This window comes from Echinicola strongylocentroti, assembly GCF_003260975.1.
GTDB classification, from domain to species: Bacteria; Bacteroidota; Bacteroidia; order Cytophagales; family Cyclobacteriaceae; genus Echinicola; species Echinicola strongylocentroti.
The window spans coordinates 2,382,428-2,399,919 of record NZ_CP030041.1 but is presented as its reverse complement, the minus strand read 5'-3'; the positions used below and the strand labels follow the sequence as shown (position 1 = coordinate 2,399,919).

At 44.6% G+C, this 17,492-nt stretch carries 10 protein-coding genes; 5 read left to right on the top strand and 5 right to left on the bottom strand.

The features are described from left to right. Window positions 1–280: 280 nt before the first annotated feature. Both DN752_RS09190 and DN752_RS09185 read right to left on the bottom strand, forming a co-directional pair. Window positions 281–2,065 (bottom strand): RagB/SusD family nutrient uptake outer membrane protein, encoded by a 1,785-nt coding sequence (locus DN752_RS09190; RefSeq protein WP_112783666.1) that lies wholly within the window; start codon window positions 2,063–2,065, stop codon window positions 281–283. 19 nt (window positions 2,066–2,084) lie between these two features. Beyond that, entirely contained in the window at window positions 2,085–5,324 is a 3,240-nt protein-coding gene (locus DN752_RS09185) for a SusC/RagA family TonB-linked outer membrane protein (protein ID WP_112783665.1), read from the bottom strand. A gap of 800 nt (window positions 5,325–6,124) precedes the next feature. On the opposite strand from DN752_RS09185, the gene DN752_RS09180 reads away from it, so the two are divergent. The 5 genes from DN752_RS09180 to DN752_RS09155 all read left to right on the top strand — a co-directional run bounded on the left by DN752_RS09180 (window position 6,125) and on the right by DN752_RS09155 (window position 12,816). Then, entirely contained in the window at window positions 6,125–7,591 is a 1,467-nt protein-coding gene (locus tag DN752_RS09180; protein WP_112783664.1) for a Gfo/Idh/MocA family protein, read from the top strand. A 173-nt stretch (window positions 7,592–7,764) separates the two neighbouring features. Further along, window positions 7,765–9,078, top strand: a complete 1,314-nt coding sequence (rimO, locus tag DN752_RS09175; RefSeq protein ID WP_112786479.1) for a 30S ribosomal protein S12 methylthiotransferase RimO — start codon at window positions 7,765–7,767, stop codon at window positions 9,076–9,078. A gap of 204 nt (window positions 9,079–9,282) precedes the next feature. After that, entirely contained in the window at window positions 9,283–9,531 is a 249-nt protein-coding gene (locus tag DN752_RS09170; protein WP_112783663.1) for a hypothetical protein, read from the top strand. A 1,084-nt stretch (window positions 9,532–10,615) separates the two neighbouring features. Next, window positions 10,616–11,779 (top strand): hypothetical protein, encoded by a 1,164-nt coding sequence (locus DN752_RS09160; protein WP_112783661.1) that lies wholly within the window; start codon window positions 10,616–10,618, stop codon window positions 11,777–11,779. A gap of 26 nt (window positions 11,780–11,805) precedes the next feature. After that, complete coding sequence (locus DN752_RS09155) at window positions 11,806–12,816, top strand: adenosine kinase (protein ID WP_112783660.1); 1,011 nt, start codon at window positions 11,806–11,808, stop codon at window positions 12,814–12,816. 99 nt (window positions 12,817–12,915) lie between these two features. On the opposite strand, the gene DN752_RS09150 is transcribed toward DN752_RS09155, so the two are convergent. The 3 genes from DN752_RS09150 to DN752_RS09140 form a co-directional block, all read right to left on the bottom strand. Next, window positions 12,916–14,847 (bottom strand): HAD-IIIC family phosphatase, encoded by a 1,932-nt coding sequence (locus DN752_RS09150; protein WP_112783659.1) that lies wholly within the window; start codon window positions 14,845–14,847, stop codon window positions 12,916–12,918. A gap of 488 nt (window positions 14,848–15,335) precedes the next feature. After that, window positions 15,336–16,823, bottom strand: coding sequence for a Do family serine endopeptidase (locus tag DN752_RS09145; RefSeq protein ID WP_112783658.1), 1,488 nt, complete (start codon window positions 16,821–16,823; stop codon window positions 15,336–15,338). A 215-nt stretch (window positions 16,824–17,038) separates the two neighbouring features. Continuing rightward, window positions 17,039–17,467: an Hsp20/alpha crystallin family protein gene (locus DN752_RS09140; RefSeq protein WP_112783657.1), complete on the bottom strand. Its 429-nt coding sequence runs from the start codon at window positions 17,465–17,467 to the stop codon at window positions 17,039–17,041. Window positions 17,468–17,492 lie beyond the last annotated feature (25 nt).

The window sequence follows — 17,492 nt, the reverse complement described above, 5'->3', positions numbered from 1 at the left end:
AAAAATGCATCATTATGAATAGTTTAAATCAAAATGATACAATTAATATTTAATTAATATGGAAAAAGGAGCCTGGTTTGGGCTCCTTTCTTTATTCAACAAAAGCTGTTTAACCCGGATTATGCGTTAGGAATCGTAGTGAGAGCTGAAATTGCAAGAAAATCAGTTAGTTTGGAGGCATTAGCGTAGCACCGCTACGGTAATGCCGAAAACTAAAGTGAAACGGCTGATTTTGAAGCAGTTTCAGGTCGCAACAGATAGGCTAATGCATATTCCGGGTTTAATTATAGCCGGGGTTTTGTTTGAGCATTGGTTCCCCGTCTTTTACGCTCAGGTCAATTTGACGTTGAGGAATAGGGTAATAGTTGTTTTTGGGCGCGCTGAAGCTACCGTCTTTGACATCTTGGGTAATGCTTCCCTGATAGTCAAAGTACGCATTCAGTTCTTGCTCGGCGATTCCCCATCTTACCAAATCGAAGAAACGGTGGCCTTCCATGGCCAGCTCCAGCTTTCTTTCAAAGTAAATGGCCTTCAGCGCATCTTCTTGACTGCCAAACTGGGCAGCAGTATAAGGCTCAATTGTGTAGTTGGCCGCAGGGGTATTCGTGAAGCCATCCATTGGGGCGCTTTCGTTGATGTAGGATTTTAAGAATCCGTCTGGGTTCATGGCTCTCGTCCTGATCTGGTTCACGAGGTTCATGGCTTCGGTGAGGTTGCCCAGCTGAGCTTCTGTCTCTGCGCACATCAGGATCACATCGGCATAGCGGATGATATGGACATTGATCGCGGTGCCGGGTGCCCAAGAGCTTTGGTCTGCATACAGGTCTTGGGTCGCCTGCCGGTAAATGGTTTTCTTCGGAGCATAGGGGCCACCATAAGATTGGTCCCTGACCCAAGTTTGCCCAGGGTGGTGCCCCCAGTCATGGTAGGGCACGCCCCTTCGGCCCACTGTCCAGTCCAGCCTGGGATCCAATGACCCGGTATACGGTTCGAAGGATTGGGAAGAAGTGATGCCCATGTCTGATTTAACTGGGTTTTGGTTGTAATTGTCCAGAAATGGGAGGCCTGAAGAGGGGTCGGTTTTGAATGAATTGACCAAATTCTGGGTAGGCTGATAAAATCCGCAGCACCTAAAAGGGCTATTATAAGGGAAGTTTAACATATTTCCCGAATTGGAATTGGAGATGGTACCTGTTCCTGAATTGGCCACCATTTGTATATCGAAGACCGTCTCGGCATTATTTTCTTTGGCAGCGTCGAAGTTGTCGGCAAACTTGTCAAGTAGGGCATATTTGGTGCCTGCTGGATTCACACCGGAAGAAATGACTTCTTTGAATATGGTATTTGCTTCCTGGTATTTTTGCTGGTACAAGTAGGTCTTTCCTAGGTAAGCTGCTGCAGCCCATTTATTGGCCCTGGCAAACTCTGATTGTGTAGGGGGAAGATTGTCATAGGCAAATTGAAAATCCGCTTCGATCATTGGCCAGATGTCCTGGTCGTTGGGCTGGTTGGGATCTTCTGTGGTTTCGTCGATCCAAGGTACCATATTGAACATCTTCTTAAGCTCAAAGTAGAAATGCCCACGTAGAAACCTAGCTTGTCCTGCGATATCTTGCCTTTCACTATCGGTCAGTTCTTCTACGTTGGGAAGTAGTTTTAGGACGTTATTTGTCCTTTTTATTCCCTCATAAGTGGCTTTCCATTTGGTGTTGAAGAAGCCATTGGAAGGGCTGGAATAGAAGTTGACAATAGGGTCAATGGCCGGTTGGTCACCGGCAAAACTACCTTTGGAAGCTTCTCCACCAGCGACAGTTCCGTAAATCCAGTTTTCGGGAGCCGCTTCCCAGCCGCTGCCTCCTCCTAAGGCGTCTGTGCCGCTTTCTCCCTGTCCATCGAGCGCGGCATAGGCTCCTATAAGAAGTTTGTTTACTCCATCGGGGTTGGCGAGTACGTCGTCTCCCAAGGCGCCTAGTGCAGGTTGGTCCAGGTATTCATCCGAGCATGAGGACATAAAACTGATGAGTAAAATGCCCAGTATAAAATAGTTAATAGTTGCGTATTTCATAACTTATAGAATTTCAAGTTTAGAACGTTAAGTTGAGACCAAAGATGAACTGACGTTGATTGGGGTATTGTCCCTCATCAATTCCGAAACTGGTCGTGCCACCGGATATTTCAGGATCCAGTCCAGAATACTTGGTGATCGTAAACAAGTTGGCGGCCTGTGCATATAGCCGTAGTCCTCCGATACGGTACCGGTCCAAGAATGCTTGGTCAAAGGTGTAGCCGATCTGTGTTTGGCGGGCTCTCAGGTAGCTGCCATTTTCGACAAAATAGGAGTTTGGAACGCCTGCAGTACTGAACGAGCCAGTAGACTCTTGGATTGGAGCGGTCGCATTCATGTTTTCAGGTGTCCAAGAATCATAGAGTGCTGTGTGGCTTTTGGCCCCTTGGAAGGAACTGTAGAAGTCCGTCCACCATTTTACGTTGTTCCATATATCATTTCCGCTTACACCGTATAAGAACATGCTGAAGTCCCAGTTGCGGTATTCTAAGCCTAGGTTGATGCCGTAGGTGAATTTTGGGTTAGGGTTGCCCAAGGCAGTTCTGTCATCGGGTGTGATGATGCCATCTCCATTAGTGTCCTGGTATTTAAAGCGGCCTACGCCAATACCGTCCTGGTAGGAGGCTTGCTGGTCTCCTGTGATTTCTGCGGCCGAGGCGTTGGCATTGTCCACTTCTTCTTGGGAGTTCCAGAACCCAACGACTTGATAGCCAAAGAACTCACTTACGGGGTGGCCTACTTGGTTTCGTATGATATTGCTCCCGTTAAACCTTCTTCCTTCTTGGTCAAAATACGGTACGCCATCAGCGATTTTGACGATTTCATTGCTGTAGGTCGTAAATGAAAGGGTAGTGGTGAACGTCAGGTCTGTTGCCAGATTGAAGTAGGTGCTAGCATCTATGTCAAAACCCTTATTGGTCATTTTGGCAATATTTATATAAGGAGGCTCTGCCGTGCCTTGTGTTCCGATGACTTCTGGATTGTAGAGGAGATCGTCCACCGTTTTGTTATAGTAATCAAAAGTCAGCTGTACCTTGCCTTGCCATAGGCTGGCGTCGATACCAATGTTGGAGTTGATGTTTTGCTCCCACTTGGCATCCGGGTTGCCGATCCTTTGTTCCTGAAAGCCTTCTTGGATGGTGGAGTTGCTCCCGTCAATTGGGTAATAGGAAGCATTTCTGTTGCCTTCATAGGTGGAATAGGCATTGCCTGGAGCTACATTGAGCTGGTTGCCCATAATGCCGTATCCACCACGAATTTTGAGGTCATCGATCCAACCATTTTCTGGCATGAAGTTCTCTTCTGACATTCTCCATCCTGCACTGACAGCTGGGAATACACCATATTGTTCATTCAGGAAACGGGAAGAACCGTCTCTCCTCACCGTGGCACTGATGATGTATTTGTCATCATAGGTATAATCGACCCTGCCAAATAGCGAGAATAATGCGTCTTTATACACCGAGCTGGTGTGCTGCTGGGTGCCTGAGCCATTGGTCAGGGTGACATAGTCCGGGTCAAAGGAGAAGTACCCCTGAGTGAAGGCTTCCATGTCCCTGCCGTTGTTTCTATAGGCTTCGGTGCCGAGCAGTACGGTCAAGTCATGACGCTCGTTAAACTCCCTTTTGTAGGTCAAGGTATTCGTCCAGGTATAATTGAAGTTGAAATTTGATCCTTCAGTATACTGGTTGACGTTGAGGTTTTCAGAGTTTTCGTATTCGGGAAATTGAAACCTGTTGTAGGTATTGCTGTAATATTGACCGCCAAAGCTGGTTCTCGCTGTGAAATGCTCCAGAAAGTCGACTTCTGCGAATACATTACCAAAGAGCCTAGAAGCCAATCCCCTGTTGTTTTTGGTTCTTTCCTGTATTGCCACAGGGTTTTTGGCATTTCCTAGACCAGATCCAAACGAGCCTGCAAAATTTCCCATGATATCATACACTGGGATGATTGGCTGCTGTCTAAAGGCCATTCCGATCGCACTTCCCTCTGTAAGGTTGTCAATGGAAGGATTTTCGGAAATCGAATAAGTCAAATTTTCACCAATCCGTACATTATCGGTAACGTTAAAGGATGTATTTGATCGTATGGTATAGCGCTTCAGGTAGGTATTGTCCAAGGTGCCTTGTTGGTCAAAATAGCTCATGGAAAAGAAGTAGCTACCCTTGTCACTTCCACCGTTTACAGAAAGGTTGTGGCTTTGGATCCTTGCGGGCGAAAAGATTTCTTGAAACCAGTTGGTGCCGGTCTTGTTGGCTTCCACGATCCGGTAGAAGTTGTCCAATGCCTGCGGATCTGTATAGTAAGGGTTGACATTGTAGAGTGACTCGTCTACTGTTTGTGCACCGACAGGGGCAATGTAATTTGGTAAGACCGGGTCAGGGCCACTGCCATATTGATCGTCATTGATGGTTCCGCCTGGGTCAGTGTTCCTCAGGGCCATAAATTTTAAGTCTGCCATCTCTTGGGAGGAAAGGATGTCCCAAGGGTTGCCACCTTGCACTTGTTGCGAGCCGATATACATGTTGTAGTTGACCTTGACGTCTCCACGTCCCTTTTTGGTGGTGACGATGATCACCCCGTTGGCTGCCCGTGATCCGTAGATGGAGGCGGCGCCAGCATCTTTAAGGACCTGCATGGTTTCCACATCGTTAGGGTTGATGTCGTTGATGTTGGGGGTAGGGACACCATCCACGATAAATAGCGGGGTGTTATTGCCAAAGGTATTGACGCCACGGATTTTGATATCGGGGGCTTGTCCCGGTTGGCCAGACCCTGTGATGGTCACCCCAGAAACACGTCCTTGGAGCTGGCTGGTAAGTTGGGGGCTGGGTTGCTGGGTCATTTCTTCCATTTTTACCACAGACACAGCTCCTGTAAGGTCTTGCTTCTTCTGGGTGCCATATCCCACGACCACCACTTCTTCCAGTCCGGTGATGTCCGTTTCCATGGTTACATTGATGGTGGATTGACCATTTACAGGGACTTCTTGGGATGAATATCCTATAAAGGAGAATACCAAAGTGGCGTTTTCATTCACGTCAATGGTATAGTTTCCGTCAAGGTCGGTAATGGTGCCTTTTGTAGTCCCTTTTTGGGAGATGCTTACACCGGGAATGGACTCTCCATTTTCGGAGTCAGTTACATTTCCGGTAACTTTTATGGATTGCCCAAAGGCAATTGATAGTGGGGCACTGGCCGTTATGATAAAGCATAACAATGCCACTCCCAACTTAAGATTGGATAATAATTTAGACATAGGGTTATAGTTAATTATGAATAAATAAAATTGATAGGAAGGAATAGGTCGTTTGACCCGGTATATGCATTAGCCTATCTACTCCAAAGCGCACAGGTATTGCGGCCTGATCCGCCGCCGCGGACAAAATCAGCCGCTTCGCTTTAGTTTTCGGAGTAACTGTAGCGGTGCTACGTCTACACCGAAAAATAGCTGATTTTTTGCGCTTTCAGGCCTTCCCGATAGCTATCGGGGCAGGCGATAACGATTCCTAATGCATAAACCAGGATCAACCTGAATCGAAATAAGATTTCATAAAAATTAATTTAGCATAGGATTTTTAGGTTTACTTTAGAAACATATAAAATGAGAACGTTTGCATTTTTAATACACACGTTACCGACCTGAGAATGCAGGTAGCGTCAACAGTTTTTGCTAATGTTAATTTTGGAGGATTATGGTTTCAGATCAGGGTAAAAAATACCTTGATCACTTAAGTTTACTCAAGAAAAATGGCAGTAGAAGGAAGTGTTTTGAGTGAAAAATAAAGTTGAACGGATACGGTTGGTTAGGGGTTGCATAGGTTTAGTTTTTAGGGTTAATATTGTATCATGTCGTGGTAAATTATTGAATATAATCCATAAATTAAAATTTTGATTAAAGGTATTTTTGTAAATGTAATTTTTAGCAATAGTTTTTATAGGGTGTTTTCATTTAAAAAAGATAAATAATCTCTACGGTTTATAGTGCTTCAGAATTATAAATGGCTTATTTTGGGTTGATAATTCGATTAAGCAAAAAAATCAATCAGTTAAAAACCCATGAAAAACCCTGAAAAAACCGAGAACCCAAACTCCCGTAGGAATTTTATCAAAAATGCTGCTTTGGCTTCTTCTGCTCTGATCGTGCCGCGGCACGTGCTCGGAGGAGTAGGCTTCACTGCTCCCAGTGACCAGCTAAATATAGCGGCCATTGGTGCGGGAGGCAAAGGCGCCAGTGATATCAAAAATGCCTCTGTCAATGGCCGCGAAAGAGTAGTGGCCTTATGTGATGTGGATTTTACCGGTTCTGCTTCCCAGTCGGTAAAGAACTTTCCCAATGCCAAGCTGTATGCTGACTTCAGGGAAATGCTCGAAAAGGAAAAGGACATCGATGCGGTGACCATATCCACTCCTGATCATGTGCATGGTCCGGCAGCGGCATTTGCAATGGAAAGAGGCAAGCATGTGTATGTGCAAAAGCCCATGACACATAATATCCGCGAAGCCAGGCTCCTCACCCAAATGGCCCGTGACCAGAAGGTAGTCACCCAGATGGGGAACCAAGGAGGCTCTAATCCGCTCTTGAATTTGGTGCAGCAGTGGATCGATTCAGACAAAATAGGCAAAATTCACAAAGTAGAAATATGGACCAACCGTCCCGTTTGGCCACAAGGCAATGCCTTCCCGCAGCCGGAGCCAAGTAAAAAGCCTGATGAGCTCTCTTGGAACCTGTGGCTGGGGCCAGCACCAGAGATTCCTTACACGCCTAATCTCCATCCGTTCAACTGGCGAGGTTGGTGGGATTATGGTACCGGTGCATTGGGAGATGTGGGGTGCCACTTGGTGGACATACCTTTCCGTACCTTGGGACTCCACTATCCTAAATCAGCTGAATGTAGCGTAGGAGCTGTCTATACCAAAATGTGGACGCCAGACTATCATCCAGAGGGATGTCCTGCATCATCATTCATCTCGCTGAAATTTGATGCTACAGAGAAGAGCAAATCTCCCATAGAGATGACCTGGAGCGATGGGGGTATCCGGCCAGCACACCCTGATATCATCCCTGCAGATCATGATATAGGTGGTACTGACAGTGCCAATGGCGTGCTGATCATCGGAGAGAAAGGGATTATTTCTACCAATATCAATGACAGCAGCCCCTTGATGCCAAAACTATACCTTAATGACGGCACCACAGAGTTTGGTCCGCAGACGGAGGATTTTCCAGAGCCGGAATATGGCCACCAGCGTAAGTGGGTGGATGCGTGTAAAGCAGGTTTTGCCAGTAAAGAGCATAAGGAACTTACCTCGTCTTTTGACTATGCAGGGCCGATGACCGAGACGGTGCTGATGGGGAATCTGGCCATTCGAAGCTATATGCTAAGAAAGGAAAACAGCAATGGAGGCATGGATTACTATGGTCGTAAGAAGCTGCTTTGGGATGGTGACAAGATGCTGATCACCAATCTTGAGGAAGCGAACCAGTTTGTAGGCCGTACCTACCGTGATGGCTGGAAAGTATAAGTAAGCGATAACATGTCCGGTGTCAGGTCAAATGTGCTTTTCGATTCATTGCGGTGGGTTGGCTAAGCCGTATTCCTGATGCCGGACATTATTTTTTATCTTTGCTCTTAAGTGTAGCCATGCTACTGCCCTTTGCTTATCTTTTTGTACTTTTGCAGCAAAGAAGAAAAGATTTGAAGGCGAGAACATTAAAAAAGGACAAGGTAAACATCATCACCATGGGGTGCTCCAAAAACTTGGTGGATTCAGAGGTGATGTTGACCCAGCTAAAGGGCAACGGGATCAATGTGTCCCACGAGTCTGAGCAGCAGGACAATAATATTGTCATCATCAATACCTGCGGTTTTATAGATAATGCCAAGCAAGAGTCGATCGATACCATTCTGCAATATGTGGATGCCAAGGAGAGAGGTTTGGTAGAGAAGGTGTATGTGACGGGCTGTCTTTCGCAGCGGTATAAGGATGATTTGGAAAAGGAGATTCCCTTGGTGGATGCTTTTTTTGGTACGCGGGACCTTCCAGCATTGCTGAAGAAGTTTAAGGCGGATTATAAACATGAGCTGGTAGGGGAGCGGCTGCTGAGCCATCCATCGCACTATGCATATATGAAAATATCCGAAGGATGTGATCGCCCTTGTTCTTTTTGTGCCATTCCGCTGATGCGTGGTGGACATGTTTCCAAGCCGATTGAGGAGCTGGTAAAAGAAGCAGAACATAAAGCAGCCAATGGCACTAAGGAACTTTTGCTGATTGCTCAAGATTCCACCTATTACGGGTTGGACATTTATAAAAAGCGACGTCTTGCCGACCTGATGAAGGCGCTGGCCGATGTGAATGGCATCGACTGGGTGAGGTTGCATTATGCCTATCCTACGGGCTTTCCGATGGATGTGATCGATGTGATGGCTGAGCATCCCAATATTTGTAACTACCTGGATATCCCCCTTCAGCATGGATCATCAGACGTGCTCAAAGTAATGCGCCGTGGTACTACAAGGGAGAAGCAAGAAGAGCTTATCCACCGAATTCGGGAAAAGATCCCTGGAATAGCCATCAGGACGACTTTGATCGCCGGACATCCCGGAGAAGGAGAGAAGGAGTTTCAGGAAATGGTGGATTTTGTGGAGCGAATGAAGTTTGAGCGGTTGGGTGTGTTTACTTATTCGCATGAAGAAGATACGCACGCATTTGGTATGAATGACGATGTGCCCGATGAAGAAAAGCAAGCCAGAGCCAATTACTTGATGGAAGTTCAAGAGCAAATTTCCTTCGACCTGAACCAAAAAAGGGTAGGCGAAACCTTTAAGGTGCTGGTGGATAAGAAGGAGAATGGATACTTTGTGGGCAGGACGGAATTCGACTCTGTAGAGGTGGACAATGAAGTGTTGATCGATGCTTCGAAGCATTATTGTAGGGTAGGGGATTTTGTCCAAGTGAAGGTGAGTGAAGCTACCGAATTTGACCTTTATGGTGATGTCATCGATTAGTGTATATTAGGAAATAGATAATAAAAGGCCAGTTTAATAGCTGGCCTTTTGCTTTTTTTGAATAAAACCATGTTCTTTTTAAGGATTTTTTTTAAATTAAGGAGTGAGCGCAAATGGTTTTTTCGCATAAGGAAGATATTTCTGACCCAGAATTACCTCGTTTGATTACTAGTGAGGAGAATAGTTTATCAAAAAGTTAGAGAAATGAGGAAGCTAATAGCCTATCATTTAGTGACTATTTTGCCCATGATGATTGTCATGCAGCTTTTTGCATTTGATTATATCGGATGGTATGATTTTGCAGGAATGTTTGTTATTTATTTTTTTGTATATCGTCCAATTATGGATTATAAAAGGCTGAAATCAAAAGGCCTAGTAGACCGCAAGGCGTTTCTAAAATCATGGGGCTTTGTCCGTTTTAAGTTTGTACAAGAGCTGATGTTTAAAATATAGTCTGATTATGCGTTTTATTGCCCGTAGGTTTTACTTCTCACGGAACGCACAGAAGACCCAGAATGAAATAAGGCTTTTCTAAGATTTCCATGTTTTCTGTGAGCACCTATTTAACCCGGATTATGCGTTGGGAATCGTAGTGAGAGCTGAAAGTGCAAGAAAATCAGTTAGTTTGGAGGCATTAGCGTAGCACCGCTACGGTTATGCCGAAAACTAAAGTGAAACGACTGATTTTGAAGCAGTTTCAGGTCGCAACAGATAGGCTAATGCATATTCCGGGCAATGTCGTTTAGTTAGTGTGTATGTGGAAATATTGGTTTAATTATTTTTCTTGCTAAATTCCAAGATAGTTTTCATCTCTTTACCTTTGTCACTTTTTTGCTTCAGGTCAAAAAAGTAACCAAAAAACCCCGCCGCTGTGCATCTATTGGCCTAAAATTAAAACCTTCCCTCATGCAGGCAAACTCCTCCTTTTTAGCTGCCAACATTCTTTTTGGCCAGCATTTCGTCAAACAAGCCTGCCTTCTTGCCCCCGCTTTTTAATTTCTTAACGCCCAATACCTGCAAGGCGGATCCATTTTATACATGTTTAAAAAGGCCATGGATTAAAACCATAATTCTCTCAAAGGACGATCCGTATTGGAAAACCTTCTTAACTAAACGACATTGATATTCCGGGTTAAACTTATCTAAATCATTCTCCCCACTTGGGCAGACAGGTGCGATGCTTTATTGGTCCTCTAAACCAACTGATGTCCTTGCTCTTTCAGCATTTTCTGCGATAGGCTGCTGCTATCCTAATGTACAAACTTGGAGAAAGTGCCAGCGGCACGATGGATTTAGTAACCAGCGGATTCATCCGCTGGATGTTAAGGCCTCCTCCACCTCCAGAAGGAGTGCCAGCGGCACGGATGATAGGTGCCTACACGAAATTAATGTTAAATGCGTTTGCCCTGACAACCCTCCGGCTTTTTTGTTTGATCCATTGCGCATGGATATTTACTGGCCAGATAAGATTAGGCCATCTTTTCTATTCCCCGAAAAACTCCCTATTTTTAGCCTTTCAAAAAAACAACTGTAACAGATGAATGTACTGGAGGTAACCAGTCCCGCAGATGCGCGCGAGTTTTTGGATATGGCCGTTCGGCTTTACCAAGAAGAGGAAAACTGGATCAGGCCCATTGATGCAGATATTGAGGGGCTGTTTGATCCGAATGTCAATAAACTGTTTCGGAAAGGTGCGAAGGCCAAACGCTGGTTGTTGTTGGATGATGGTGGGAAGACCATTGGCAGAATAGCCGCTTTTACTAACCCCAAATGGAAAGATAAGCAACCGACCGGAGGGATGGGTTTTTTTGAATGTGAGAACAATCAGGAGGCGGCTTTTAAACTCTTCGATACGGCAAAGGCTTGGCTAGGGGAACAAGGGATGGAAGCGATGGATGGCCCCGTGAATTTTGGAGAACGAGACAAATGGTGGGGACTGTTGGTGGAAGGGTTTACCCCTCCAAACTATAATATGCCATGGAATTTCCCTTATTATCAAGCATTTTTTGAAGAGTATGGTTTTCAGGTGTATTTTAAACAATATACGTACATGCGGTCTGTCAAAGGCGTGGATTTTGACCCCAAGTTCTATAAAAGAGCTGCCATTACCCTTGATGACCCTGATTATGAATACCGGTACCTGAAAGGGAAAGAATTGTACAAAAAGTTTCCAGAGTACTTTGTGGAAGTTTATAATAAAGCCTGGGCCAAACACATGGGTAAAACCATGGCGCTAAAGGAAGCGCAGCTAATGCTCAAGAAGCTAAAGCCGGTAATTGATGAAAAGTTGATCTATTTTGGGTTTTATAAAGGCGCTCCTGTTAGCTTCTTTATTTCTATTCCTGAGCTGAACCAACTGTTCAAGTATGTCGGTGGCAATATGAATTGGCTGGGAAAAGCGAAATTCCTTTACCATAAGGTGTTTAATCCACCCAACAAAATGCTTGGATTGGTATTTGGCGTAGTGCCAGAGCATCAGGGCAAAGGAGTGGAAAGTGCCATGGTGAAAAACTTCAATGATATGTCCAGTCAAAAATCTTTTCCTTATGAAACCATAGAGATGAACTGGATAGGTGATTTTAGCCCCAAAATGATGCGTGTGTGCGAGCAGTTATATGCCAAAATATACAAGACTCACCATACTTACCGGTACCTGTTTGACAGGGAGAAGCCTTTTGAAAGGCATAAAATTTTTGAATAAAACAATGTAGTATTACAGGATATATTATGACAAAAAAGAAATACGATGTAGTGGGGATGGGAAATGCCCTCGTGGATATGGAGTTTAAGGTTTCTGATAAGTTTCTTGTCGATAACAAAGTGGAAAAGGGCCTCATGACACTCGTCGACGAACCTCGTCAAAATGAGTTGATGTCGGTGATCAATACCGCTGAAGCCAAGAAACAATGTGGAGGATCTGCAGCCAATTCTGTAATAGCCGTTAGCCAGTTTGGAGGGAGTGCTTATTATAATTGTAAAGTGGCCAATGATGCGCTGGGGAAGTTTTTTGTGGAGGATATGAAGGCGTCTGGAGTGAGCAGCAACTTGTTTGCTGATAGGCTCGAGGAAGGTATTACGGGAAAATGCTTGGTGATGGTGACCGAGGATGCTGAACGTACGATGAATACTTTCTTGGGGATAACCCAGAATTTTTCAACCCAAGACATCAATGATGCTGTGATCAATGATGCTGATTACCTGTATATAGAAGGATACCTGGTGACTTCTCCCAATGGAAAATCAGCCATGCAGCATGCTAAGCAGTTTGCAGAACAGCAAGGAACCAAGGTGGCCTTGACCTTTTCCGACCCTGCCATGGTGAAGTATTTTAAAGAGGGCTTCGAGGAGGTGATCGGGACAGGAGTGGACTTGTTGTTTGCCAATGAGGAAGAGGCAAGGATTTTTACGGGTGAGGAGGATTTGGTAAAAGCCAGAGAGGCCTTGAAAAAAGTGGCCAAGCGATTTGTGATCACAATGGGTAAAAATGGCGCTATGATCTACGATGGAGATACCTTTATCGATATAGAACCCTACAAAACGGAAGCTGTCGATACCAATGGTGCTGGTGATATGTTTGCAGGAGCCTTCTTGTACGGCATTACCAATGGCCATTCGTATGCCTCCAGTGGAAAGCTGGCAAGCCTGGCCTCTTCTAAGGTAGTGAGCCAGTTTGGTCCTCGTTTGGAGTGGCACGAAGCCAAGGAAGTGCTGGAAAAATTACTGCCTGAGTTAAGTTGATTGGAGCCTTACGGGAGGGGGACTGATCGGATCCCTCCCGTAAGGCCTATACTGAAAGCAGGCCCTAGCTAAGGCAATGGGCTTTCCAGAAGACTGGTGTTAAGCCAAGGGGAAGTAAAATGACAGCAGTAATTCTTCTGCCCCCACTTCTGTTAAAAATTCAGTAGCCAAAATAAAATTCAGGTGTTTTAGCCTTAGCCAAATGGTTTTCCTAAGAAAGGTTTTGGTTTCTAGGTACTGCATTCGAGCTTCGTTTTTCCATATTAGCCATTTGCTTATTTTTCTTGCCTGCTTTTTGGGTGAGACAGAGAGGGGCATCTCTAAGAGCACACTGGCGATGTCCAGATAAGTTTTTCTATTGAATTTTGTACTGGTCTCATGGAGCTCAGGGGCTTCGTCGTCTAGCTTTCGCAAGTCAAGTAAGTGGGTGTTGTGGTGGTTATTCACAAACTCGTCTACTATTTGGTTAAGTCGGTTTGTCCGCTCTTTTTGAGGGCCGGTAGTGTTAGGGGCATTCATTAAGATAAGGTGCTTTTCTTTTGGCAGCCACTTCCGGATCTGTCTTAAGTTTGCCAGGAATTGCTCAGGCGTGATGAGCCCCAAATGATCAAAATCTCGCTTGAAATTATCCAAAGATGATTGGGAAAATAAGGTGGCTCCTCGTTTGTGAAAGTATTCCAATAGTTTAGAGTGGTCGGCAGGGTCTGTCAAGACACCTTCTTGTGCGCCGAGGGGCAAATTCACTCCTGATTTCTTGTGACGGTAAATGTGCTGGGTATAGTCCGTTTCCAAGGCCATGACCATGCAGTCCGGCGATTGTTTAGAGATAGCGGTGTCAAAATAACGCTTGTCAAAGAACGGGATATCGGGAATTGCTGAAATTTGCTCCTTTTGGTGCGGGGTAAGGGTGATGGCGTTTAGTAAAGAGACGGTGTGTGTAGTAGAGACGGGGAGGTTGTTGGCTACATAATTGGTTTCTTGAGTGATGTTAACGCCGGAATTGGAAAGGTAAAAGAGTGTTTGTTTATAATTACACGGGCCACGGAAAAGCCAATTGTGTGATTTCTGGGGCATTTCCCTTGTAGAAGTGTGCTTTTGGGCCACTGTCGAGGTGGTAGCTGCTACTTCAGTGATCCAGTCAGGTTGGGAGGAGTCCAATGTCTCTGCCACTTCCGGGATGATGTCCAGGTCAGGAAAGTTGAGCTTGGCATAGATGTATTGCGGTATCCCCAGGTTGAGAACACGGCATGAGAAGACAAAATGATGGAGCTTTTTGTCTTTAGGGTCAATACTATAGAACCCCACCATTCCGTAGTTTCCAAAGTTGTCTTTTGCCTTGATCAAGGCAGTTTGTTGTTTAGGGTTCTCTATTAATTTGATCGTCTCGTCCTTGGTGAGGCGGATTTTGGTGAAGTTCAGTTGGTTGGTTCTTTGGAGGAGTTCATGAATTCTGTCAGCGTAGGAAGAAAGGTCGTTTATCAGCTCGATTTGGATTCCTGAAGCTCTTAGGAACTGGAGGTTGTCATCATAAGATTTTTGGGCCTCGTGTTTCTTTTCCAAGATTTTGTATTGTTGTAGTCTTGAGAGCGTATTGTCGTCCTTTCCTGCAAATGCTTCGTGGCCTAAAATGTTTGGTATAAAGTCAGGAAAATGCGCATGTATATTGGGATTATAAAACTTTGCCTCTTCGAGATTGGAGTGATTGTCATCTAAGAATAGGACGTTGGTGCTCCTGAGTTGACAGTTTTCAATGATGTTGCTAACCAACATCCCTTTAGGGCGCCAGTCAATGGCAGGGAAGACAAAGTATTCCCAGATACCTATCTTTTGAAGCTGGGCTTTTGCCGTGTTGAAGTCATTTTTTGAGACAATGCTATTGATTATGCCCCTTTTTGATAGTTTCTTGACCAAATCGATGTTTTCCGGTATGGAAGTGACACCTTCTTCACTAAGTGTGCCTTGCCAAAAAGTTTCATCTAGATCCCAGATGACAAGCTTGATGTTTTCCACCCTTGGGAGTAAAGTTTCCATGATGTTTGAGAGTAATAGTTTCGTTCAACCCGATTTATGCATATTTCGGGTTCAAGTCAGTAATAAAAGCCGCGTCTCCATTATTGACTCAGGTTTATTTTGGTATTCTTAAATTAGTAGAGTATAGCTGGGTTGGTGATTGTTTTCAGAAGATTGCTTACTTATGAATCACACCAAACCTTATTCATGAATATCGTTTATATTCCCAAAAAAGTCAAATAAATATATAAAAATGTTATTTGTGTAATTTATACGTGATTATTATGCGTCAAGAGAAAAAGTTGGAGGAAGCAGCTTTGCTTTATGATAGAGGGCAGATCCGTCTCGGTGGAAGAGGTTATAACAGTTACTGGTGCACTTCGGGTCAGAAAAGCCATAATCCGGGAATATGCATTAGCCGGGGGTAAGCGTATCAAGTGTGTATAAAAAAAACCATCCGCTCTTTGCGGATGGCTTTTAACACATACATAAACCAACTAAACACTATACTATTTATTAAGTTTTATCTCGAAGTATGATTTCTGTCCGTTAGGATAAAATCCAAGGATCATTACTTCTTGTCCTTTGTTTCTTTGGAGTTTGTTTTTGAGGTCTTCTGCATCGTTTACTTTGTCACGGCCTATGTGGGTGATGACAAAGCCTTCTCTGGCACCGGCCTCTTCCCATTTTTCATTGTCAAGATCGTCTATGACCGCTCCGCCTTCAATTTCGAGGTGTTCTTGCAAGGAAAGGTCAAGGTCCTTGAAGGTTACGGATTCAAAGTCCGTCGTTTTGGCCTCTGCTTTTTTGACGACTTTGGTCGTGCCGGAGACGTTTTTCAGCGTGGCAGTAGTTTGTTGTTCTTTTCCGTCTCGCAGGAATTTGACCTCTACTTCGTCGCCAGGTCGTTTTCTGGCGACCATTTCTTGGAGGTTGGATACGTTGTTGGTCGTTACACCGTCGACTTCAATAATGATGTCGCCTTTTTGGATTCCTGCTTCATCGGCGCCTGAGTCTTCGTTTACTTTATCTACATATACGCCTTGGTTGGCATCAGTATCTAGGTCCAAGTACTGCTTAGCTATGCTTACATCCTGTATTTGGATGCCCAATAGGCCTCTTTGGACGGTTCCGTATTCGAGCAGGTCGTCCATTACCTTTTTTACGATAGAGCTCGGTACCGCAAAGGCGTATCCACTAAATGCTCCGGTTTGGCTGGCAATTGCGGTGTTGATGCCTATAAGCTCTCCTGCGAGGTTGACCAAGGCTCCACCGGAATTGCCTCTGTTGACCACTGCGTCGGTCTGTAAGAAGGATTCTATCTGTAGATTGTTGTTTTCGTTTCTGAGTATGCCAATGTTTCGTGCTTTGGCGCTTATGATGCCGGCGGTCACAGTGGATGTCAGGTCAAAAGGATTGCCGACGGCCAATACCCATTCTCCCACCTTGGTATTGTCCGAATCACCGAATGGTACGAAAGGTAATCCGGAAGCATCGATTTTAAGCAAAGCCAAATCAGTCGTAGGGTCAGTTCCTATTACTTTTGCGTCGTAATTGGTGTTGTCATACAGGGTGATTTGAATTTCCTTCGCATCGTCGATCACGTGGTTATTGGTGACGATGTAGCCATCCTTAGAAATGATCACTCCGGATCCGGAGCTCATGCCTTCCATCGGAGGTTGTTGTCCCCCATCAGGATTCCTGAATTCAAAGAACTCTTCAAACGGGTTGCCGCTTCTTCCGCGGCGTTGCATGGTTACTTTACTTTTGATGTGTACCACTGCAGGAAGAACTTGGTCTGCCGAGGCTACAAAGTTGATTCCGTCAGGTACATTGAATTTGTCGTCTTTTAACCAATTGACAAAGCTGGTGTTCTGCTTTTGCTCAAATGCAGCCACTTTCTCGGATGGAGATAAAAGACTTATTCCTGCTACTGCTATCAAGCCACCGAGGATAGAGGCCAAGATGATGCTGAGGAAGAATTGCTTTCTGTTCATATTCGTCTCCTTTAGTTATTTTTGTTTACAGTATCAAATACACGATTAAGCATAGGGTTTGTTCCCAAATATCGGGTAAAGATCAATATAAAATAGGTTATTTAACACCTTTTAACAAAGGAAAATAAAGTGTGGTGCCAGTTGTTCTCCTTGTCTTGTTTGATGTTGTACTTAATTAAACTCAAAAAAAATAAGTGGGTTGCCCCACTTATCATTTATTTTACTTCGATGGATGATTTTAGCACCTTTTTCTCGCTTTTAGGGAGTGTGACTTTTAGAATACCATCCTCATATTTTGCTTCGATGTTGTCTGTAGAGACATCTTCGGGCAAGAAGAATGATCTGCTAAAAGCTCCGTGTTGAGTTTGGACGGTATGGTAATTTTTACCTTCTTGGGCTTCTTTGCTTTTTCTCTCACCAGAGATGATAAGCTTCCCATCTACCAAGTCGATTTTGAAGTCCTCTCTTTTGATTCCGGGTACTGACAGCTCTACTTCATAGTGGCTTTCATCTTCGCTGATGTCCACTGCAGGAGTGAACTTTTGAGCGCTCGTTTGGAGTGAGTCGTTAAAGAACTTGTCCAATAGTCCGCTAAACGTGGAAGGATAGTTGGGCTCTAATTGATTATATCTTACGAGTTTCATGGTAGTATGAATTTTTAGTTTTTGA